The following is a 22,143-nucleotide window of genomic DNA, read 5'->3' as shown; positions in this document are numbered from 1 at the left end:
GTCAAAGGGATGAATCACTTCAATAATGTACCATCATCGCCATTAATATGGTGGAAAGCCGCCACGGCTTATCAAATTTATCCGCGCAGTTTCTATGATAGCAATAAAGATGGAATTGGTGATATTACAGGGATCATTGCCAAGCTTGATTATCTGGCTGAATTAGGGATTGATTTAGTATGGATTTGTCCATTTTATCAATCACCTAACGATGATAATGGTTATGATATTAGTGATTATCAAGCGATTCATCCTGACTTTGGTAATCTTGAAGATGTTGATCGATTGATCAGTGCTGCGCATGAGCGTGGTATTCGTATCATTATGGATTTAGTGATTAACCATACAAGCGATGAGCACCCGTGGTTTATTGAATCTCGTCAAAGCAAAACTAGCCCTAAACGTGATTGGTACATTTGGCGTGACGGTTGTGAAGCAACGGCTGAAAAACCCACACCTGAGCCTAATAACTGGGAAAGTATTTTCCATGGCAGTGCATGGCAATATGATGCTGATACGGCGCAATACTACTTACATCTTTTTTCTAAAAAACAACCGGATCTTAATTGGCAAAATCCTGACGTTAAGCAAGCGCTGTTTGCGATGATCCATTGGTGGTTAGCGCGCGGTATTGATGGATTTCGTGTCGATGCGATCAGTCATATTCAAAAACAACCTGGTCTACCGTCATTACCTAACCCTAAGCGATTAGATCATGTGTCTTCTTTTGATTATCACATGAATGTTGATGGTATTGAGCAGCACCTTTATGAATTGCGCGATCAAGCTTTTGCACCATTTGATATTGTCACTGTGGGTGAAGCAAATGGTGTCGAGGCTCAAGATGCATTGACTTGGGTTGCTGAAGCTACTGCCACCGATAAAGGCGGTATTTTTAATATGATCTTTCAGTTTGAACACATGAAACTGTGGGCTGAAGAACAATCGCGTGATCAGTTTGATTTAGTGGAATTTAAGCAAATTCTAACCCGTTGGCAAAATGCATTAGAAGGCAAAGGCTGGAATGCCTTATACCTAGAAAATCATGATCAAGCGCGCAGTATTAATACCTTTGCCAATGTTAATCATTGGTATGGCAGCGCAACAGCATTAGCAGCTTGCTATTTTCTAATGAAAGGCACGCCGTTCATTTATCAAGGCCAAGAAATTGGTATGGTAAATCATCAGTTTACATCACTAGCTGAGTTTAATGATGTATCAGCTAAAAACTTGATCATCAAATTACAGCAGCAAGGGCAAACCGATGCCCATATTTTGACTTTACTAAACCAAATCTCGCGTGATCACAGCCGCTTACCAATGCAATGGAATAATACGTCGTTTGCAGGCTTTTCAGAAGTCACACCGTGGTTGGCAGTAAATCCTAATTACAGTGAGATTAATGTTGAACAACAATTGCATGATCCGTATTCCATTTTACAGTTTTATAAACAACTAATCTCTCTTCGAAAAAATAACCACAGTTTGATTGTCGGTCGCTATCAATTGTTGCTTGATAATGACACCAATATTTATGCCTATCAACGTATCAGTTCAGATCACACCTGGACCATTATCACTAATTTAAGTGATAGAGAGCTAGTGGTTGATCTTGATAGCGACCAACTAGGGGAATTAGTACTCGATAACCAGACACCGAACAATGAAGCCATGCGAACAGATTTCACTACCACACATATTGCGCCAGCTTATGCCGCTTACGTGTTTGTAAAAAAACATTAATTGTGTTTATGGCAGGTCATTGATGACGTAAACCTGCCGTCTCAGTCAAGGAAATAGTTATGAGTAAATTGCTATCGTTTGATTTTTGGCAACGATTTGGAAAGTCACTGATCGTTGTTATCGCCGTAATGCCTGCTGCCGGTATTATGATTTCATTGGGTAAAGTAGTTGCCATGTATGCGGGAGGAATCGGTGCACTCGAAACCCTCGGCCATATTATGGAAAATATTGGTTGGGGGGTGATTGTTAACCTTCATCTTCTATTTGCGGTGGCAATTGGTGGTTCATGGGCAAAAGAGCGAGCAGGTGGTGCATTTGCTGCGGTGATTGCATTTATACTGATCAACCGTACCACTGGGGTTATTTTTGGCGTTAATGGCGCGATGATGACCGATCCTCATGCAACAGTAATGAGCTTGTTTGGTACTGAGCTGCCTGTCTCTCAATTTTTTACGACTATTCTTGGCGCGCCAGCACTGAACATGGGAGTATTTATTGGCATTATATCTGGTTACTTAGGTGCTAATTTATATAACCGTTATTATGATTTTTCTCGATTACCAGAAGCACTAGCTTTCTTTAATGGCAAACGTTTTGTGCCGTTTATGGTGATTGTGTATTCGGTGATCATTGCGCTCGGTTTAGCTGTCGTATGGCCATTAGTACAAGGTGCGCTTAACGATTTCGGTCAATGGATTGCAACTTCAAAAGACAGCGCACCGATTATTGCTCCATTTGTCTACGGTACTTTAGAGCGTTTATTATTGCCTTTTGGTCTGCACCATACGTTAACCATTCCAATGAATTACACCGAGCTTGGTGGCGCATATCAGTTATTAACAGGGGCTAGTGCAGGTTCAAGCGTATATGGTCAAGATCCATTATGGCTCGCATGGGTGAGTGATTTAAACAACCTTAAACTGACCGATCCTACTACTTACCAGCATTTATTAGATACTGTACATCCTGCACGTTTTAAAGCAGGCCAAGTGATCATTGCTGCATCTTCTTTAATTGGTATTGGTTTAGCAATGTACCATTGTGTTGATAGCGATAAGCGTCTGCAATATAAACCAATGTTCTTCTCTGCTTGTCTAGCGGTATTACTAACCGGTGTGACTGAGCCGATTGAATTCATGTTTATGTTTGTTGCGCCAGTGCTTTATGTTGCACATGCAGTATTAACAGGCTTGGCCTTTGCGCTGGTGGATTTGATTGATTTACGTGTACATGCATTTGGCCTTATTGAACTGATAACACGTGTTCCGATGATGATCTCAGCAGGGATTGGCGGTGATTTAATTAGCTTTGTGATGGTGTGCATTGCGTTTTTTGCGATTAACTACACCTTATTCCGCTTATTAATTGTGAAATTTAATCTACCAACGCCAGGACGCGCAGGTAATTACATTGATGAAAAAGCAGAAGGGATGTCACAAGACGATAAACTGGAAATTATCATTCAAAATTTAGGTGGTCGTGACAATATTGCTGAGATTGATGCTTGTATGACGCGTCTGCGTATTACTGTAAAAGATCCTGCATTAGTGGCTGATTATACACTGTGGAAATCAACCGGAGCATTAGGACTGGTGATTAAAGATCAAGGCGTGCAAGCGATTTATGGCCCAGGTGTTGATGTGATCAAATCAGGATTAGTGGATAAGTTTGCAATAGCATAATACTTGCCCAAAGACTGGATATTATCGATAAGCGCAGAAGATTATTGCTGCGCTTTTTTATCTCATATCGTATCGATAAGTGAATGATTTATGAAGTTATTGACCTTAAATACCCACAGTTGGCAAGAAGAAGATCAATATCAAAAGTTAGATATTGTAGCACAAGCTGTTATTGCGCAAGGGTGTGATGTGATTGCCTTACAAGAGGTTAATCAGCATTCTCTAAGTGGCATTATTAGTGATCAAATATTAAGTAATCACCCGGTGCGAAAGGATAATTATGGCTATTTATTACAACAAAAATTGGCTCAATTAGGACATCATTATCAGTTAACGTGGGATTTTGTTCACCAAAGTTATGACGTTTACCAAGAAGGATTAGCTTTTTTAACGCGGTTGCCGATTGTTGAGCGCCGTGTGATTGATTTGAACGATAACTATGATGAAAGTGACTGGAAACATCGCCGAGCAGTACGTATTACCGTCGCTTATCAGCACCAGCATATTGATTTTTATAATTGTCATTGCGGGTGGTGGAATGATCAAGAAAGTCCGTTTGAAGATCATTTAAACCGTATTACAGCAACGCTATCATCACGATTAAGCTTTTTATTAGGCGATTTTAATAATCCAAGTCATGTTCGTGATCAAGGCTATGATTATGCGTTACAGTGTAACTTAAAGGATTGCTTTGTATTAGCTCAAAGTAAAGATAACGGTACCACGGTGGTGAAAAATATTGATGGCTGGCAACAAAATAGCCAAGCTCTACGATTAGATTATATTTTTGTAAATCAGCCCGTTATCGTACCGCAACATCAAGTCATTTTTAATGGTGATTTTTATGATGTGGTATCAGATCATTTTGGTGTGATTTGTACTATTAATCTTATTAACTAGAATTTGTTGAAAGTTACCGACAATCAAGTGATTTCTATCTTATGTTGATTGTCGGCAATTTTATTTTTCCGTTAGTGTTGATCCATTGTGATAAGAAATGATCGTACTTCTTGTGATAATAAAGCGAGTAATTCGGTGTTATTTAGTTGATAAATTTCATTTTCTATATATGTAAATGATTGATAAATCACTTGTTCTTGTTTAGATATATGTTCAAATAAATCAGCATGATGTGGCGATTGCTGTAACTTTTGCTGTAATAATGTTAGTGACGTAATTGCATGGTCTAGATTTGAACTCACACTAGGGTTTAGCGGCAGTGTCTGCTTATTTTCATTCAGTTGAGTTAAGATCCGTAAAATAATATTAGAACTACGGCTACACAATAAAATATGACTGCTGGTTTGTGATTTACGGTGCGGTTCTCCAAGGTAACCCATCCAGTGATCAAATAAGTTGGTATCATTAACAACGCAGTCTTGGAAGTGGCTTTGAACGATACTCAGCTGTGGTTCTTGTTTATTTGCTAAATATAACTGTAAACTTTTTAAGTAATTGATATAGCCGTTAATAGTTGTATTAAGTTGAGTTGGAAATGATTTCTTTTGCCAACCAGGGGTTAAAATAAATACAAATACGAGTGGAATAATAACCCCTAATACGGTGTTATCAAGTCGTGGTAGCATGATGTTATCGCCCTGACCATTAAGGGAGAAACCAGCGAAAACAAATAAGGTCACAAAAAAGACCGCAAATCCATAATGACGGGCAGAGGTATGGAAAAATAATACCGCCGCAATACAAAACATAAACGGTAAAATACTGGTTGCTACTTGAAAGTGCAATAATCCACCCACCACAATTAAACCACAGATTGTGCCTGTTAGACGTTGTAGTAATCTTGTCCACGTCATTGATAAATTAGGGCGAAGAATCAATAAACTTGTCATTAACGTCCAAAAACCAAAATCGAGATCTAATAAACGAACAACGATAAGGCCAGTGGTAAGACTTAATGCTCCACGCAATGCATGACGAAAATAGCTCGATTTTAATGTCATTTGGCTGGTTAACTTAGAGGCTATTTCACGCCATTTCCAGGTTAACAAAATCGGTTTCGTGATAGTTGGGTTAGTTAATGTATTTGACTGATTTTTTAATTCACATAAAGATAGATAAATAATATCGAGTTTGTTTATAAACGCCTGTGCTGCGATGATTTCTTGTTGTGCCTCTTTGGGGGCTTGATAACGACGTAATGCATCAAAATCAATGCTAGGTAAAGCTAAATGGTGAACATTATTGACACTCACCTGTGCAAGATATTGGCTGATTTTTTGGTTAGCATGATGGATATGTTCTAACCATTGTGGGCAATGTTGTTTTAAAAGCGGTGTCGAAGTGAAATACATTAGTCGTGTTTGTTCATTGATACGTTCCGCAATTTTTAGAAAGCGGTAAATATCTTGTAATTTTGCACTGTCTTCACCACAACTAAATTGCTGGTGGATTCGATATTCAAGTGTATGTGAAAGGGTAGCGATTTGTGATCGTAATTGCGCAGATTGAATAAATAATTGATTTTTATCTGTTGCAAAAATAAAGCCTTGATCATGAATTATCAACTTTTTGGAAAGTGCCTGATATAAATCGGATAAAATATCTTTAGATTCTTGGTTTGGAAGGAAAATAATTGCTAAAGTTTGCCATAAAATATACCAAATAGCGCCACCCGTTAGCCATAACGGTATCAACCATATTTGACGTCCATCAAGGTGTAATAGCATTGCATAGATCGCTAATAGAATAGCGGCAAAACCAATGGCACCTAAGCGTGGTGTTAATACCGCTAGCATAAAAAGCGCAAAACTAACGACAGCTAATGATCCAATAAATAATAATGAGTGCGGAAAAACAATTTCAATGCCTAAACTGATCAAGAAAAACAGTGGTAGGGCAATTGTAAAATCTAAAATACGGTATTTGGTCACACTAGAAGTATCAGCAAAGCCGCAACTGATACTACCTAGCGAGAATGCAATCCCCATGGTGACATGCCCCATGAGAAACAGTGGTATAGAGCAACTGATAAAGCTTAGTGCTGCGATATTCGTTCTTAGATTAAAAAAAGTTCGTAAAAATGGGTAACGAAGTAAAATATTTGATTGAATCATTGTCGGCACGGTAATTAATAAAAAATGCGTATAAATCTAATTTATCGCTTGTTGGAATATTTATCCAGTATGATGGCTGGTTTTAGAGGTAAATAGTTCATATATTGTAACGAGACGCTACTCTTGGTTAATATCACAACAATATATTCATTAAATATCTTTAATATAATCATAGCCATATGTAAATAAATAGTTATTGGTAGATGCGTATTTTTTTATGTTAAATCAATTGACTAGCGATTTCTTATTTTTGATGATATGACCTCAACAGTGCATGGTGTGACGAAAACTGTAGTTGATTCAGATACTGTATCTGAACTTAATAGCACGATTAATTGTACTGTTGGCACAATACCTGCTGGACTAACATGTAACTTCATATCTGTCGCATCATTGAATGCAATTGATTATCGAGGTGAAGTAGATGTTAACAGGAACATTAAGAGATGGTGAAAGTGGTAGTATTATATATCGCGTCAATATTGATTAAGCACCGTATAATTAACAGTAAGAGTGAGCGCCACTCCTACTGTTATTTCATAATACGGTTCACCCGATACTCTTATAGACAGCTAGCGCACCACAAATAAAGCATAATGTTAATGCACCGTAGCGAATGGTTTCTTTTGGTAGTGATTGTGTCGTTTTAAGTGCTAACCAATAACCTGCCCATGCTGCGGGTAATAACGGCAGTGTCAGCCATAATTTTTCAAGATTTAAAAAACCAACAGGTATCAATGTTGTTAGGGAAATAATAGAGCTAAAGACAAAGAATGCCGATAAATTAGCACGTAACTGGTTAGCTTCTTGATGTTGTAGCAAAATAGCCATCGGTGGTCCACCAATCGCTGAACTTGTGCCAAACAATCCAGAGAAAAATCCCGCAAAAACCATTCTTGTTGGTGTCGGTTCAATTCGAAAAGGCATGATGCTAATAAAAACAGCCAATAATACTAATAAACCAACCCATAAAGATAATGTCTGAGCTGATACAAAAACGAGTAACGCAGCACCTGCCATCGAACCTGGAATACGCCCAAGAATAGCCATTTTTAATCCCCCGAGTTCGATAGATGAGCGATATTTTCGGCTATTAAGTAATGATATAAATAGCGCGACAAGGCAGATAGGGGCTGGAACATATTGTGGTGCAATAATAATAAGAATAGGTGCAGAAATAATTGCAAGCCCAAATCCGATAGCCGTTTGTACAAACGACCCTAAAAAGATCATAGCAATGGCAAGTAACGTCGTTGATTCAATGATCATAGTAGTATGCTTATCAAAGAAGTAATTAAGTGATCGCAAAGTAATATCATTGGCGATGAATGTAAATGATAACTTGCTGAAAGAGTTAACCTACTATTGTTAGAGTGAGTGGGGAGTGTTTATTAATAAACCACAAAATTGAGCTTGATCGATACAGTCAATTTGTAATTGAATATTACTGAGCCATTGATGTTGATTAATAGCAGACCATGCCACTGATGCTCGTCGTTCACCTGCTTGATAGGTGATAGTGTAATCTGCTGCGGTTAGTCCTTCGATCATGAAAAAACCATCACTGTCTATTTTATAAGTAAGCTGATGTTGGGTGCTATTGTTAAGAAAAGTAATAGTAGCATTGGTGTGGCCATCAAAATTTGTGATGTAACCATCAACCCCAAAAATACGATTTAAGCTAACAATGACATTGGTGACACCTCCTTTTTGAGTATTAATCAATAACGGGTTAAATTGGGGCTGTAAATTTATATCAATGGTTTCAGGATCTAATCTTAATGCGACATTATCAGCAATAGCGACTCCCTCTATTTTAAACAAGCCATCAGCATCAGACATTGCCTGTTTACGGTAAACATTAAGTTTAACATTAGGAATAGGGGTTCCTGTATGATCGATTATTTGCCCATTAATAGTCGCATAACCATAATCATCAGGATCCATTGACGATAATTGCCAGTTTTTTGATTTTGTAAGTTTAAGTCCATAACTATAGCGGGCTGATACTGATATTGAATTAAGTGTTGTAGTGGTTGTTAACTTTAGCGCAGGGGTTAATTCAACAGAAAAAGCAGCCGACGCCGTTAAATCTTTTCCATAAGACGCATTAAAGCTATAACTGCTGAGGTTTGAGGTTATAACTGATGGAAAAAAGCAATGATTACATTGGTAACGATAGTTAACATTATAGGCCAATTGATTATCTTGAGGTAAACGTAGAACGCTTAATTCTAATGCCTCAGAGGCACTTTTTATGTAGTTAAACGCAAGTGCGTATTCTGTATAAGAGGCTTTATTTGCACGTGTATCATTAATGGTAAATGCGCCAGATAGCATCGAATTAAATTGAGAACGAATAGTTACGTTGGTATTAAAATCTTCATCACTTTTGATCGCGTTAACCGTTAACGATGCCAGACTATTATAATATCGATATTCGAGTTGGCTAAATTGTTGGTTATTGTTGGCGGCGAATAAATTAGCACGATTATAATTAATTTTTAAGTAATGATTTGCATGAATATTAAAGTCAATTTCAGCTAAAATATCATTTCGAGGGGTGATCCAAGCAAGGCTCATACCGATATTTGAGGTTGGAATAGCGCGAAAACCGACAGTAAAATCTGTAGTTTCATTTGAATGGAAGGCACCTACTCCTAATGTCAGCTTATTCTGTAAACCATAACTAAAACGTGCACGTTTACGTTGCATATTGTCGATTTCGCCTTGAATTGAATACGCGAAATGGCCTTGTTTGAGAACGGACTCAGAGGTGTTAGCGATATGAATTTGTGTATCGACAAGTCTTCCAATTCCAATACGTTCTTTTAAGTTAATCATATCGCCAGGCATAACTGATAAACCATCAACAATATATCTTCCAGAATTATTGGCTTGAACTGTTTTTACAAAAATACCATTAACATAGATATCGACATAAGCGTCCGCGAGAGTCATCCTTTCATCATAAAAGCTGCCTTCACCATCACTTTCATAGTTAGTCAGGCTATAGCCATTTTTAGTATGGTAAATGCTATTGGTCATTGATTCAGGAATGACAATATCGCCAACAGTTAAACTGCTATCGGCGATAATATTTTCATAGAAATAGCGGTAATAACTGAGAATATCATCGCTATTTGATTGCATTGATACATCGATAAATTGTTGGTTGTTACGAAAAAAAAATCGTTCGCGACCTCTACGCGAAATTGCTGTTCAGTATATTGAGTGGTTAGTGATAATCGATTTTGTATCATTGTTGTATTGGTTGGCTGGGTACGTGGTTGAGAATTTTGACTGTTGAGCAGTTCTGCTTTTTTGATTGAGATAGAACGGGCGAGATCAATACTTTCTTGAATATCTGTTGGCGATAGATGACGTGTTTGTATTTTTAATATGTAGCTGTCGGGATCCCAATAAACACTGGCATTAAAACAAGCTCCAATATCTTGCCAATGTAACCAATATTGTTCCTCTTCATACTGAAGTTTTATCTGATACCGTTTTTTATTTGATGTTGTATAGCAATGATGTTCGCTGAAATTAATCGTTGTTTGATTATCCTCTGGTTTTAAAGTCACAAAATAATCGCAGCGGTCATGGTTACATTTCTCTTCAAGCCCATAAAGTAAAGGTAATAAAGTTGATATATTTACATAAGGTGTTTCATTATCGACGAGCACCCTAAAAAATGAGTCATAACGCTCATTAGTTTGAATTTCGATAAATGCTTCCGATAAGTTTTCTGCATATAAAGATGAAGAAAAAAAAAGAAACAGAATGTTATAAACAGATTGCTTGTTGTTCATCATTAACCTTAATAGTTGTTTTTCCTTTATAAGCAATATTGAGGTCGGATTGGCGAAGAAGAATTAGTTGTTTATAGATATCATCATTTAATAACTCTATTTTTTGTTGGTAGCGAGAGTTATTAACTATTTTGAGTTTATTATTACTACATTGAATGATAGCTTTAGGGGGGGAGTTGGTATCTTTCTTTTGATAATAAATAGGTATCGATGAATTAACGAGCATTGTTAGATCAAATGAGATCGATTCATTATTATTTGCTGGAGAATTTATTTTTTTGATTACTTCTTGAGTGAATTTTAAATGAGTGCGGTATTCACCTTTTTCATAGCTATTTGGTAACTCGGAAATACGCAATCTAACAATTTTTCTTTCATTAGGCATTAATTTGCTAATAACCGGCGGGGAGACTCGAAGAAAAGGCGTAAGATCTTCCATCTCTGGTGTCATATTATTATGTCGAGTTTGATATTCAGCCATTGGAGAAGCAATAAAAGAAGGGGCAATACGGACTCTAATCGGTTTATCTCCCGTATTTGAGACAAGAAATTTTTGAGTTGTATTCGCTTCTGCTGTAATCACTCTTAACGGCGCTATTTTCATATTTGCCATTGCGTGATGGGAGAAAAAAATAATAAATATTAGTAATTTATACATTTTAAGTCCTTTTTATTTTATATACTCCGCATGTAACATCAGTGATGTAATAAACTTTCCACTGTGCATTTTTGCCGGTATAATAATTGTTCCATCAATACTTAGTTTTTTTGAATAGCCTTTAGAGTTGATAACAACTAAGCCTTTAGAAGTAAAACCATCTCTATATTTTATATCTTTAATGAAAATATGATTTTTTGTACTTTTTAATGTGTCAATTTTAACATGAGAATTTGGCTTTCCTTTTAACTTAAAACTAAAGCTTCCACTTTCAATATTATGTTTAGAAAATTTAACCTGCTGTGAATAATGACTTTCAACAACAGTAATAAAAATATTTTCTTGTTCAATAAAGTCAATCGAAAAAGCATTTGTACTTACAAAAAGGAAAGCGCATAAATACTTATTGATAGACAACGGTAACATTAAATGATCCAGTATAGTTACCTACAGTGAGTGCACCTGTCGCATTATCAATATCTGCAGTACCGCCAGCTTTAACCTCTGTTGCACCATTTAAAACTACAGATGCATTATTTAAATTAATACCAATTACTGGGATTGTTTTCGTTCCATCGGTGGTATGAGTTAAGGTTGTTGTTGCTTCTGTTGAAACATCAACCGTTTGGCCATCATGACCACTCACAGTAAATGCTGCTGCACCGCCATCTGTTGTTGCAACAATGACATCTGTTGTTCGATCGGAGAATATGGTTCCAAAATCTAAAGAGCTGGTTTGTGAAATAGATAGGGGAGGAATGATCTCAATGGTTGCTTGAATACTTCCTACTTCAGCTTGTGCTAATGATGGCATTACTGCTAGTGTAACAAAAACTAATTTCCTCATCGATTTATGCATAATATACCCTTTTGTTTTGATTGTTTTTCTCTCTATTTAAAGTTAGTCGATGAAATAATGAAACTCAATCGAATAGAAGTGATACTTAAGAATAAAAAATCACTATTGAATTGAATAAAATTTCATTTCTTTCATGGGGTTATTTTATTGTTGAATTTTATTAAGCGAAATAAATGAAATTTTCTTATTTTTAAGAAAATAGGAGGTGGAAAAATAAAAGGTTTATAATAATGAAACAATAAAAAAAGCAACAATACTTTTTTTATTGTTATCATTATTGTGGTTAAGAAAGGTTACTTTTCTATTGTTTTTTCAACAAAATGAATATAGATGATTAATATCATATTGATACTAAACAAATGCAATAAATATTGTGCATCTTTAGTATTTGATAATGTTTCACTAAAAATCATAATGGCTGTTACGACAAATGATGAGATAGCTGATCTTATTAGCCATGGACGATGTTTGTTTGTCAAAAATTCATTATTTATGATCGACATAAAGATGAATAAAAAAGGCAGACATTGTAAAACGATAATGATAGGAAATAATATATCGAAAAAAGGGCTAAAAAATAAATGACCTATTCGGCTATTATCCCAGCTATTTACTATACGATCATGCCAACCATTCCATGTTAAACCATAATACGCAGTTTCTGGGTGAATTATACCTAAGGATATTCCAACTATTTTATCAAGAAAGCCATTTTTCAACCAATATGCAGCTAAAAATAATTGTACAGGAATTATATATAAAGAAAACTTTTTCACTCATTGTTACCCTTGGAATAATATAAGCTGAATGATAATAAAATATTTTCTAAATTTTTAATGTAAATGCAATTTTAAATGGAATCAATATCACAAACTTGACAAATACAGAACAATGTATTTATTTTGTGAATGCAAGAAAGCCAATTATTGCATTTTAATATTTAAATTTTGAACATAAAATATGTTAATTGTAGTAATTTAAACTAATGAATTGAGAATATGTCTTGATTACCTGTGAGTGAGACATATTCTCTATTTTGGAAGTAAATTACTTGGATAGTTTATCTAAAAAAAATAATCCCTGTTTTAAACCATTAACGGTTAAGGTATTATAAAAGTTATCGATATCTGCTAAATATTGGCTTATTGCTTGTTTTTCTTCTTCATTTTTAGTCATATTTAAAAAAATTAGGCATACAGTTCCTGTTCTAGAATGGATCACTTGCTCTAATAATTGACCACCGGCTTGTGATGATAGTTTAATGCCAAGATCTAATGTGTTATTTGTCATTGCGCGACTGAAAACAGATAATAATTCATTATCAATATCTTCTTTTTGTGAAAATAGGTCAGCGAGAAATTTGACATGTTTAGTAGCAAGTGCCGTTATCATGTTCTCAAGGTTTTCAGGTATAGGGGATGCCCGCCAACGTAGCATATCATTAGACGTTACCGTCGTTATTTGATCACCGCTATTCGTTTGTTCTATTGCATGGTCATGATTTGAGATATAAAACATATTAAAGCAATGTTGTATTACCCACTCAAAATTAACTTCAGGAGTGGTAATGTTGTGTTGAGAAAGAATATTAGCAGTAGTGTTTTTGGCCTCACTATGAAGTGACTGCACCATTAAGTACAACGTAAAAAATATTTTACCTTGATAAATTGCCTCATTCATTCGATCGTCAATGGATACTGAACGTGCTGTTAGCTCCGTAAATGTCGCTATTTCTCTAACAGCGGCTTGAATATGCAGTTCAATACTGACGGTATCATTTAATCTTGTACTCATTAGCGTATTCCTTTTTCGCTGGTACACTTTAATTGTGGTACAGATTTATCATTTCTGCATAGTATGAGGATCATTCTGTGAATAATGTTCACTTTTTTTGAAGGGGGATTTAACCTGCTTAAACTGTAATATCTGAAAATTAAGGAATATAATAAGTAAAAATTATAACTAGATGTAAAAACCATGAATATTACTTATAGCGAAAATAGACATTTACGAAAGTTTTTTCACTTACAACAACAATATCAAGAAATTATTTATAAAGATGTAAGAGAGCGGTTACCACATTTAATTCTTACACAGTCTGCAAAAATAAAGACTGCCAGACAATTGCGTAATAATGGCTTAAGAATTTATGAATATAAAATTGTGGCAGCTAAAGATGCCGTGTTTAGATTAGCTTATACGTATTTTAATGACACGATTAACGTTATTTATATTAGTCAAACAATTATAAAACATCAGTTTTGTCAATTGTTAGCTAAAACAGAACTTGTTGATTAATATATTTTATATTGAAGAAGTGTTCAAAAATAAGCCGTTAAATAATATTAACGGCTTATTTATAGATGAAATATTTTATAATGAGTTTTTAACTTATTGTGTTATTTGCAGGTTCAACCCACAAAATACCGACTTCCTTTTTAACTACTTTTACAATGACACCTTTATCGATAGGTGACGTTGATTTAATGTGCCATTGAATACCTGAGTAATTAAACGTATATATTGTTGATGATAATAAGTCTTTTTCTAGTTCAAACTGGATAGTTGCAAAATCACTATTTATATCAGTTTTAGCTGATTTATTTTGCAATTTTTTCATTGGTTTCCAAAGTATAATGGTCAATAACAACGTTATAATCGCTAAGGTTGAAATTGTACTTAACCAATTAGCATCAATGATACCAATGTAAATTAAACCACTCGTAAGTAGCATAGCAACACCGAAAAATAACAATACTAAGGTACTGCAACCAAATATTAGTACTTCGATAATAAGAGCTAATAGCCCTAAAGTGACTAATGTTTGCGAAATATTGCTAAACATATAACACCTTAGCTCTAGGATTTACCTATTTGAGCTTTGTTAATTGAGTTAATGATTGATAAACCTTGAGCCACCATTGAACTTGCATTCGTTGCGTCATCTGCAAGAAGAACAACAGATGACTCTTTAGCAATGGCTTTTTTCGCTTCAATAGCTTTGGTTGCCAACTCAAGCTGAATTGCTTTTTGGCCTTGCTCTGTATCTGCGGCTTCACCTATTTTCCGTAATGCTTGTGCTTGAGCTTCTGCAACAGCCAAAATAGCAGCAGCTTCACCTTCAGCTCTTAGAATTTGCTCTTGTTTATCAGCTTCTGCAGAAAGTACCTGTGCTTGTTTTTTACCTTCTGCGACATTGATTGCTGATTGACGATCACCCTCAGATTCAAGAATCTGGGCTCTTTTTTCACGCTCGGCTTTCATCTGTGCTTCCATTGCTTCCATCACAGAACTTGGCGGTACGATATCTTTAATTTCGTATCGCAATACCTGTACACCCCAAGGTTCAGATGCGGTATTAATCGCAGCAACAATATTTGCATTTAAAAGATCACGCTCTTCAAATGTTTTGTCGAGTTCCATTTTACCTAACTCACTACGCATAGTTGTTTGTGCTAGTTGAGTTACTGCAAAGCGGTAATCATCAACACCATACGTTGCTTTATAGGGTTCTAGAACACGAAAATAGAGAACACCGTCAACCACAAGGCTAATATTATCTTTGGTAATTGCAGATTGTGATGGAACATCAACCGCCGTTTCTTTGAGGCTTCTTTTGGCACTAATGCTATCAATAAATGGTATTAGGAAGTTTAAACCCGCTTCCTTCGTTGAACGATATTTACCAAATCGCTCAATAAGCCATGCTTCGTTTTGCGGTACAAAAATAATGCTTAATTTAAGTGTAACAACAATAAATATCAGTAAATACAGTTGTGGACTTGTTAGTAAGTTAGTTATGAGATCAAGCGGCATCTATATATTCCTTATGTTGATTAACCATCGAGTTTACTGACAGAATAATAAGAGTATTTATTACTTATTAATGTGTTTTTTATAAAATATCCTTATAGAACATTATCATATTTAGTTATTATATTCATAATATATTACTAATATTATGGCATATTGATGGATAATGGTTATTGATGTAGTTGCATATGTTAATGCAAAGTGTTTGTGGTATAAGGTCGTTGTTATTTATTTGGAAGGGGGAGCGAGATAGATCTCATTGGGTAATAGCGAGAAGGTGGTAACGGCATTATTTTATCACTGATAGACAGAGCTAAGATTGTGTATCAGTTGATATTTAACTTGATAAACTACTTATAATGTTTTGTTGGTAAAACGGTTAATGGGTTATTTTTACTACTATGCAGCCAATAAAGACCAGAATTTTCACCTAAAATGAGTTGTAATTTCTTCTGATCGGCAATGATATAGTCATAACGAATAGCGTTATTCTTATATGAGCTGGTTTTATTATCATCATCTGAAAAAAGAATGGCTTTATTTTCATTTAAATTAGCATTTTCTTGATAGGCCCAGTGAAAAACTTCTGGTGTTATTTTTAAGGTCGCAATAAATTGAGCGTCCTTTTTATCTATTGTTAACGATTCTGCTGATAGTGATAAGGCCTGATAACGACCTGTCTTTTTATCGGCGATAAAACTAACTTTTGAATAATCGAAAACATTTCTTTTATCTGTTGGTGAGATATAAAAATTTGATACTTTATATGTTACACCATAATCACCAATGTATGAGCGGTAGACAACTGATAATGGTTCGTGAATAGCATCAGAAGCAATACTGATATCTTCATGAAATAGCTTTTTATTATCAACAATCAGATGAGTAAATTGAGTCCATTCATCTGGTGCAATTTTATAACTGAAATCAGTCATAGGTATGCATTGATTATTTTCTGGTTTTACTTTACACCAAGCAATAGAATAAAAATTATCAGCTTTATAAAAATAGATTTTATGATTCGTTGTTATTAATTTCCCATGCTTACTTTCTTGCTGTGAAAAAATAGCTTTAATTTTATTTCTTAAATCAACTTGTTGTTCTAAATTTTTGGTGATGAACGTTATATTATTAGTGCCGATTTTTTCCTTTTCAGTTAAAAAGTGTGTTGGTTCTGTTTGAGCTGGTGACATATACCATGCAACACTACCTAATAATGCCACTGTTAAAATAGCGACAGAAGCAATAGCTTTTTTATTAATTTTACTAATAATAGAATGTGATTTTTGTTCGCTTAGATCAACTTCTTCTCGCGTAAATTCACGAATCTGATAGCCAACACGAGGTAATGTTTCAATAACATCGCCTTTGTTTTGCTCATTGAGTTTTACACGTAACGCACGAATAACCTGAAATAGTGAGGCTTCAGTAACTATACGATCAGGCCAGCCGACCTTGAGTAACTCATCTTTAGTAACGGGAGTACTATGGTTCTCTATAAGGTAGCTAAGGATATATTGTTCTGACAAATTTAGTTTGAGCGTAGATTCAGATGTTTTTAGTACGCCTTGGCTTGCAATGAAGCATACTTTTGTTCTAAATCTTATTTGCTCAATATTTGTCATTTATAAACCTCACGTATTAATTTTTTGTTTGTCAATTCTATCATGAAAGAGTTATAAAATGACTTATAGGTGTTAAAGTTATATCTAATTGTTGCGATAATATTAATTATTACCATGAAATACAATATGCTAAATGATTATTTATATAGTAATAAAAAATAAATAATTAATAAGAATATTATAAATCAGCAATAAACAAAATATACCATTTAAACACTTTTTTATGGGGGAGTGTTATTTTTCATCAATGAATGATGTAAATTGACGCGATTTTTACATTTGATCGATTTAATTATGGCAAATAAGAGGGAGAAGAATGTTGTTCAAAATTAAAGAAAGAGCATAAGTGCCCTTTCTTTAAATATTATTTATAGCTGTAATCGTAATTACTTTTGAAAAATTTCAGTAAACTCGCGTTTCATTGGTGGGTTGCGACGAGCTTTCTTTAATTGCTTACACATATCTTTAACACAGTTTACCAGTACTTTATCAAGCATTGATGCTTTGTATTCTGCTTGTTCTTCAGCACTCATATCTTCTGGGAATTTGGTATCTTGCATTTCACCAAGGAAGTCTACACCAGAGTAACTTTGGCTTAGTGCAACAAGAGAGTGAAATTGCTCAAAATTATCCAAAACATTTTGTGCGCTGGCTGGTAATGTATTCCATGCTTCACGTGAAGTCGGCTCTGATACCTTATAAACGTTCACAAGCATATCAATCAACTCTGCTGGCACTTCTTCAAATTTTACTACTTGGCGAAGTTCTGGAGAACAGTCATCTAGTGTGAATACTGTTTCTTCGATGATTTGCTCTTCGTTGTTATTAATTTCAGACATAGTTTTTCCTAACGCATTGTGTTTTGAGAGGAGGAATCCTATATTCCTACTGATAAATGTCAATATATGATTATAAAAGTTATAATAAAATTTATTTTAGTAAATAGTCATGGTGCAATCACGCTGTTAAGGGATTTTTTTTATACCCAGCATATATGGCACGAACAATGCAATATGTTTTATATTGTATGCTTGCTATCGTATAAGGATCTAATATGGGAGTGATGCGGATTTTAATTGCCGATGATATCGCTAGTGAACGGTTATATTTAACGGCATGTTTAACTAATCTTGGTCATATTGTTAAGTCGGTATCATCAGGTGCCGAACTTTTGAGGTGTTACTCTGAGTTTAAGCCTGACTTGTTACTTATTGATATTGAAATGCCTAAACAAAATGGTATTGAATTAGTTCATACAATTCGACATCAATATCAAGAGTGGGTGCCTGTGATATTTTTAAGCGGTCTTGATGATCCTCATATTATCGCAAAAGCCATTGATGTTGGCGGCGATGATTATTTGGTCAAGCCTGTTAATGTAACTATTTTGGCTGCAAAAATTCAGGCAATGAGTCGAATTGCTATTGTGCGACAACGGTTAGAACATACCACTATACAGCTACAGAAAATAAATAAACTGTTGTTAGAACAAGCAAATGAAGATCCATTAACGAAGCTGGCTAATCGTCGTTATCTTGATCAAAAGTTAAAGGAATTTATTGCATTACATGGACGCAATAATTTACCACTAACAATTATCCTTTTAGATGTTGATTTCTTTAAATTATTTAATGATTATCAAGGGCATATTGAAGGTGACAATTGTCTTAAATTATTGTCTGCAAATTTGAAAAAAATATTTAATCGAGCAGGGGAGATTTGTGGTCGCTATGGCGGTGAAGAGTTTATCGTATTGATCTGTAATTGTGATGAAAAACAAGCAATTAAAGAGTGCCAGCGTTTAAAGGATGCGATATCTCAGCTTGCAATACCACATGAGAATTCGTTAATTAGTAATCAGTTAACGGTCAGTCAAGGTGCGATTTCATGGGTACCAACAGGACTTGAATTGGTTGAGAATTTATATCAAGCGGTTGATACCTTATTATATCAAGCAAAAGATAATGGCCGTGATCAATTTGTAACAGCAGAATACCCATATTCTTTAGTTAGCCATAATGAAAACTAATATTCACTTGTCTTTGGTCAAGATTACTGCATTTGATGAGCTAACTGCTTGCTGCTAAAGCTAAATGTGCTAGTCTTCTTAGAGTATTTTTACACTGTATTGTAGTTATGGCTTTGTGAGTGATGAATATTAATACTGTATTCTTAATTCTTACGCTAAAGCTATTTGGTAATGATGAATAGGATGATCATGGATATGCAATTAACAGAACACCAGGCTCGAGTGATTGGTTGTTTACTTGAAAAAGAAATTACAACTCCAGATCAATACCCTTTAACGCTAAATGCGTTAACGACAGCATGTAATCAAAAATCAAGCCGTGAGCCTGTTATGGCGCTTGATGAAGCAACGGTACTTGATACATTAGAAGAGTTGAAAGAAAAGCGAATGGTGAGCGATGTATCAAGTTTTGGTAGTCGTGTTTCTAAGTTCCAACATCGCTTTTGCAATACTGAATTTGGCTCATTGCAATTTAGTAAACAACAACTAGCCGCTATCATTGTGTTGCTATTACGTGGACCACAAAGTGCGGGTGAAATTCGTACACGTACTAATCGTCTTTGTGACTTTGTTGATACACAAGAAGCAGAGTCAGTACTTGAGCAATTAGCCTTAGCTGAAAAAGGGCCTTATGTTGTTAAGTTACCAAAAGAATCAGGTAAACGTGATTGCCGTTATATGCATTTACTGAGTGGTGAGATTGATCTTGATAATTACGTTCCCGCAAAGCCAGCCACTGCATGTAGTACTATTAATGAAGAGCGAATCATTGCGTTAGAGCAAGATGTTGAGCAATTAAAGTTACAACTGACTGAATTACAAGCAATGTTAGAATCATTAACAGAATAGTTTCTATTATTTACGAATACTGGTAGATTACTCAACCTGTATTCGTACTGCATTATCGTTTATATAGGCTCAGCATTATATGTTGAGCCTGTTTGTTTTACGGCTTGTTATCATGTCTACCATACCTTGGTTTGTTTATCTTATACGTACTCGTCAAGGGACACTCTATTGTGGTGTTACCACCGATGTTGGCCGTCGTTTTGAAGAGCATCAACATAGTAAGAAAGGGGCTAAATATCTTAAAGGTAAAGGTCCTTTAACGTTAATGTGGTCGCAACAGGTAAAATCTAAACGCGATGCAATGCAGTTTGAGTATCGAATTAAAAAACGTTTAACTAAAGCGCAAAAAGAAGATTTGATTCAGCAGAATACTTCTTTATATATGCTGTTTAATGATTAAAACGTCAGCAGTATTTTTGTGTTTGTGTGCCATAGCTAATGTATGACCTGCGAACATTGTTATTTAGAAATGATTATAATCATGAAGGTTTTTCCATGGCGATCAGTGCCACTATATACAAAGTAAATATTAACGTAGCAGACATGGATCGCCATGTTTATCTTGATAGTCAGCATACTGTTGCTTGTCACCCATCAGAAACATTACAACGCTTTATGTTGCGAGTGCTTGCATGGGGATTAAATGCAGATGCAGACTTACAATTTACTAAAGGCGTAAGTTCTGCTGAAGAACCTGATTTATGGACTAAAAACTTAGTCGATGAAATTGAATTATGGGTTGAGTTAGGTTTACCTGATGAGAAGCGTATTCGTAAAGCATCACATCGTGCTAAGAAAGTGATTGTTTATGCTTATGGTGATCATGCCGCTCCTGTATGGTGGCAAGCAAATAAGTCTAAGATCAGTGCTCTAAAAAATGTATCAGTGGTCTTTATCCGTGATGAAGAATTAAAGAGCTTAGAGCAGTTGGTTGAGCGTTCAATGCAGTTACAATTAACGATTGAAAGCGAGCAAGCTTGGCTAAGTGATCAGCATGGTACAAGTATTTCGATCATGCCAGAATGGTGGCAGCGTTAATCAATACGACCATATAAGTATTGTTAAAAAGAGTGGAATAAGTGCAGACTTATTCCATTTTTTTTGATCATTTTTAAGTAACAGTGGGTTAATTGGCTTTGGTATTATTCAGCTGTAGTATATTGATGGTGCTAATGGTAGCGTGAGGTAACGAATAAAATTAAAACACTACTGATAATGAGAATGATATTTTTGATATTATCAATATACAATTTATCGTCATCATTATTGAAATAAGAATTTGAGATAACCAAAGGATTGCTTATGCCGTCAAACATTTATCGTTCAGCTAAAACTGTTTGGGATTATCATTTGTTACATCAATCATTGGTGAAAAGTGATTGTTTATTTGTACTTTGCAGTAATGATGTAAGAGTTGCCGAGTATGCAGCTCAGCTTTTCTTACAAGGATATGCGCCTTATATTGTTTTTTCTGGCAATGTAGGAGAAATTACCCAAGGGCTATTTCCATGCTCAGAAGCAGAATATTTTGCCAATATAGCACGTGAAATGGGCGTTCCTGACAACTGTATTTATATTGAATCACAAGCGACCAACACGGGTGATAATATTATAAAAACGCGAGAGTTGTTAAAAGATAAGCAGCTTGATCCACAACGCTTTATTTTAGTACAAAAGCCATTTATGGAGCGTCGAACGCTGGCAACATTTGAAAAACAATGGCCAACGAAAACAGTTCTGGTAACCTCTCCGCCGATTGAGTTTGATGATTTTGCTAACGATGTTATTAGCTATGGTGACACTATCAATGTGATGGTAGGGGATTTACAGCGTATTCGTTATTATCCTGCTTTAGGTTTTTCAAGCGAACAAGTGATCCCTCAACCAGTGTGGCAAGCATATCAACACCTCGTTGCAGTTGGATTTGATGACCATTTGTCATCAGAACTTCCAAGAGATTAATATAAAAAAGCGTGTTTCTATATACTTTCAAACA

22 protein-coding genes are annotated in these 22,143 nt (G+C 35.2%); 9 read left to right on the top strand and 13 right to left on the bottom strand.

The annotated features are described in order from the left end of the window. Nucleotides 1-9 precede the first annotated feature (9 nt). The 3 genes from PAND9192_RS07850 to PAND9192_RS07840 all read left to right on the top strand — a co-directional run bounded on the left by PAND9192_RS07850 (nucleotide 10) and on the right by PAND9192_RS07840 (nucleotide 4,325). A complete protein-coding gene (locus tag PAND9192_RS07850) occupies nucleotides 10-1,743 on the top strand; it encodes an alpha-glucosidase (protein ID WP_087853293.1) in 1,734 nt (577 codons plus the stop codon). A 59-nt stretch (nucleotides 1,744-1,802) separates the two neighbouring features. After that, nucleotides 1,803-3,425 (top strand): PTS transporter subunit IIBC, encoded by a 1,623-nt coding sequence (locus PAND9192_RS07845; RefSeq protein WP_087853292.1) that lies wholly within the window; start codon nucleotides 1,803-1,805, stop codon nucleotides 3,423-3,425. 90 nt (nucleotides 3,426-3,515) lie between these two features. Further along, nucleotides 3,516-4,325, top strand: a complete 810-nt coding sequence (locus tag PAND9192_RS07840) for an endonuclease/exonuclease/phosphatase family protein (RefSeq protein WP_200817793.1) — start codon at nucleotides 3,516-3,518, stop codon at nucleotides 4,323-4,325. A gap of 71 nt (nucleotides 4,326-4,396) precedes the next feature. Here PAND9192_RS07840 and PAND9192_RS07835 read toward each other — a convergent pair whose 3' ends face one another. The 9 genes from PAND9192_RS07835 to PAND9192_RS07795 all read right to left on the bottom strand — a co-directional run bounded on the left by PAND9192_RS07835 (nucleotide 4,397) and on the right by PAND9192_RS07795 (nucleotide 13,625). Beyond that, complete coding sequence (locus PAND9192_RS07835) at nucleotides 4,397-6,499, bottom strand: FUSC family membrane protein (RefSeq protein WP_234999018.1); 2,103 nt, start codon at nucleotides 6,497-6,499, stop codon at nucleotides 4,397-4,399. Between the two features lie 549 nt (nucleotides 6,500-7,048). Beyond that, nucleotides 7,049-7,768, bottom strand: coding sequence for a sulfite exporter TauE/SafE family protein (locus tag PAND9192_RS07830; protein WP_087853290.1), 720 nt, complete (start codon nucleotides 7,766-7,768; stop codon nucleotides 7,049-7,051). 99 nt (nucleotides 7,769-7,867) lie between these two features. Then, complete coding sequence (locus tag PAND9192_RS07825; RefSeq protein ID WP_087853289.1) at nucleotides 7,868-9,652, bottom strand: carboxypeptidase-like regulatory domain-containing protein; 1,785 nt, start codon at nucleotides 9,650-9,652, stop codon at nucleotides 7,868-7,870. Further along, nucleotides 9,577-10,314 (bottom strand): hypothetical protein, encoded by a 738-nt coding sequence (locus PAND9192_RS07820; protein ID WP_087853288.1) that lies wholly within the window; start codon nucleotides 10,312-10,314, stop codon nucleotides 9,577-9,579. The genes PAND9192_RS07825 and PAND9192_RS07820 overlap by 76 nt, the downstream gene beginning before the upstream one ends. Further along, nucleotides 10,289-10,972 carry a fimbrial biogenesis chaperone gene (locus PAND9192_RS07815; RefSeq protein ID WP_087853287.1) on the bottom strand — a complete coding sequence of 228 codons (684 nt, stop codon included), beginning with the start codon at nucleotides 10,970-10,972 and terminating at the stop codon, nucleotides 10,289-10,291. The genes PAND9192_RS07820 and PAND9192_RS07815 overlap by 26 nt, the downstream gene beginning before the upstream one ends. Before the next feature lie 12 nt (nucleotides 10,973-10,984). After that, entirely contained in the window at nucleotides 10,985-11,398 is a 414-nt protein-coding gene (locus PAND9192_RS07810) for a hypothetical protein (protein WP_087853286.1), read from the bottom strand. Continuing rightward, the gene (locus PAND9192_RS07805; protein WP_087853285.1) at nucleotides 11,376-11,831 is read right to left on the bottom strand and encodes a DUF4402 domain-containing protein; all 456 of its coding nucleotides are present in this window, start codon (nucleotides 11,829-11,831) and stop codon (nucleotides 11,376-11,378) included. Before PAND9192_RS07805 ends, PAND9192_RS07810 begins: the two co-directional genes overlap by 23 nt. A 293-nt stretch (nucleotides 11,832-12,124) precedes the next feature. Continuing rightward, entirely contained in the window at nucleotides 12,125-12,607 is a 483-nt protein-coding gene (locus PAND9192_RS07800) for a hypothetical protein (protein ID WP_087853284.1), read from the bottom strand. A 271-nt stretch (nucleotides 12,608-12,878) separates the two neighbouring features. Further along, the gene (locus PAND9192_RS07795) at nucleotides 12,879-13,625 is read right to left on the bottom strand and encodes a hypothetical protein (protein ID WP_087853283.1); all 747 of its coding nucleotides are present in this window, start codon (nucleotides 13,623-13,625) and stop codon (nucleotides 12,879-12,881) included. A 183-nt stretch (nucleotides 13,626-13,808) separates the two neighbouring features. Here PAND9192_RS07795 and PAND9192_RS07790 point away from each other — a divergent pair, with 183 nt between their 5' ends. Next, entirely contained in the window at nucleotides 13,809-14,129 is a 321-nt protein-coding gene (locus tag PAND9192_RS07790) for a hypothetical protein (RefSeq protein WP_065176697.1), read from the top strand. A gap of 88 nt (nucleotides 14,130-14,217) precedes the next feature. Here PAND9192_RS07790 and PAND9192_RS07785 read toward each other — a convergent pair whose 3' ends face one another. The 4 genes from PAND9192_RS07785 to PAND9192_RS07770 form a co-directional block, all read right to left on the bottom strand. Continuing rightward, nucleotides 14,218-14,676: an activity regulator of membrane protease YbbK gene (locus tag PAND9192_RS07785; RefSeq protein ID WP_087853282.1), complete on the bottom strand. Its 459-nt coding sequence runs from the start codon at nucleotides 14,674-14,676 to the stop codon at nucleotides 14,218-14,220. Between the two features lie 14 nt (nucleotides 14,677-14,690). Next, the gene (locus PAND9192_RS07780) at nucleotides 14,691-15,647 is read right to left on the bottom strand and encodes an SPFH domain-containing protein (protein WP_087853281.1); all 957 of its coding nucleotides are present in this window, start codon (nucleotides 15,645-15,647) and stop codon (nucleotides 14,691-14,693) included. A 347-nt stretch (nucleotides 15,648-15,994) separates the two neighbouring features. After that, complete coding sequence (locus PAND9192_RS07775) at nucleotides 15,995-17,269, bottom strand: winged helix-turn-helix domain-containing protein (RefSeq protein WP_087853280.1); 1,275 nt, start codon at nucleotides 17,267-17,269, stop codon at nucleotides 15,995-15,997. Between the two features lie 386 nt (nucleotides 17,270-17,655). Beyond that, the gene (locus PAND9192_RS07770) at nucleotides 17,656-18,108 is read right to left on the bottom strand and encodes a DUF3069 domain-containing protein (protein WP_060999387.1); all 453 of its coding nucleotides are present in this window, start codon (nucleotides 18,106-18,108) and stop codon (nucleotides 17,656-17,658) included. A 215-nt stretch (nucleotides 18,109-18,323) separates the two neighbouring features. Here PAND9192_RS07770 and PAND9192_RS07765 point away from each other — a divergent pair, with 215 nt between their 5' ends. The 5 genes from PAND9192_RS07765 (at nucleotide 18,324) to PAND9192_RS07745 (ending at nucleotide 22,109) form a co-directional block, all read left to right on the top strand. Beyond that, entirely contained in the window at nucleotides 18,324-19,298 is a 975-nt protein-coding gene (locus PAND9192_RS07765; RefSeq protein WP_087853279.1) for a GGDEF domain-containing response regulator, read from the top strand. A gap of 189 nt (nucleotides 19,299-19,487) precedes the next feature. Beyond that, nucleotides 19,488-20,147 carry a YceH family protein gene (locus PAND9192_RS07760; RefSeq protein ID WP_200817792.1) on the top strand — a complete coding sequence of 220 codons (660 nt, stop codon included), beginning with the start codon at nucleotides 19,488-19,490 and terminating at the stop codon, nucleotides 20,145-20,147. A gap of 112 nt (nucleotides 20,148-20,259) precedes the next feature. Continuing rightward, entirely contained in the window at nucleotides 20,260-20,547 is a 288-nt protein-coding gene (locus PAND9192_RS07755; protein ID WP_159458222.1) for a GIY-YIG nuclease family protein, read from the top strand. Nucleotides 20,548-20,642: 95 nt separating this feature from the next. Beyond that, a complete protein-coding gene (locus tag PAND9192_RS07750; RefSeq protein WP_087853276.1) occupies nucleotides 20,643-21,185 on the top strand; it encodes a YaeQ family protein in 543 nt (180 codons plus the stop codon). Nucleotides 21,186-21,449: 264 nt separating this feature from the next. Then, on the top strand, nucleotides 21,450-22,109 hold the full coding sequence (locus tag PAND9192_RS07745; protein WP_087853275.1) for a YdcF family protein: 660 nt from the start codon (nucleotides 21,450-21,452) through the stop codon (nucleotides 22,107-22,109). Nucleotides 22,110-22,143 lie beyond the last annotated feature (34 nt).

Source organism: Photobacterium andalusiense (assembly GCF_900185625.1).
GTDB lineage: Bacteria > Pseudomonadota > Gammaproteobacteria > Enterobacterales > Vibrionaceae > Photobacterium > Photobacterium aquimaris.
This window is presented reverse-complemented; position numbering and strand designations above follow the sequence as displayed.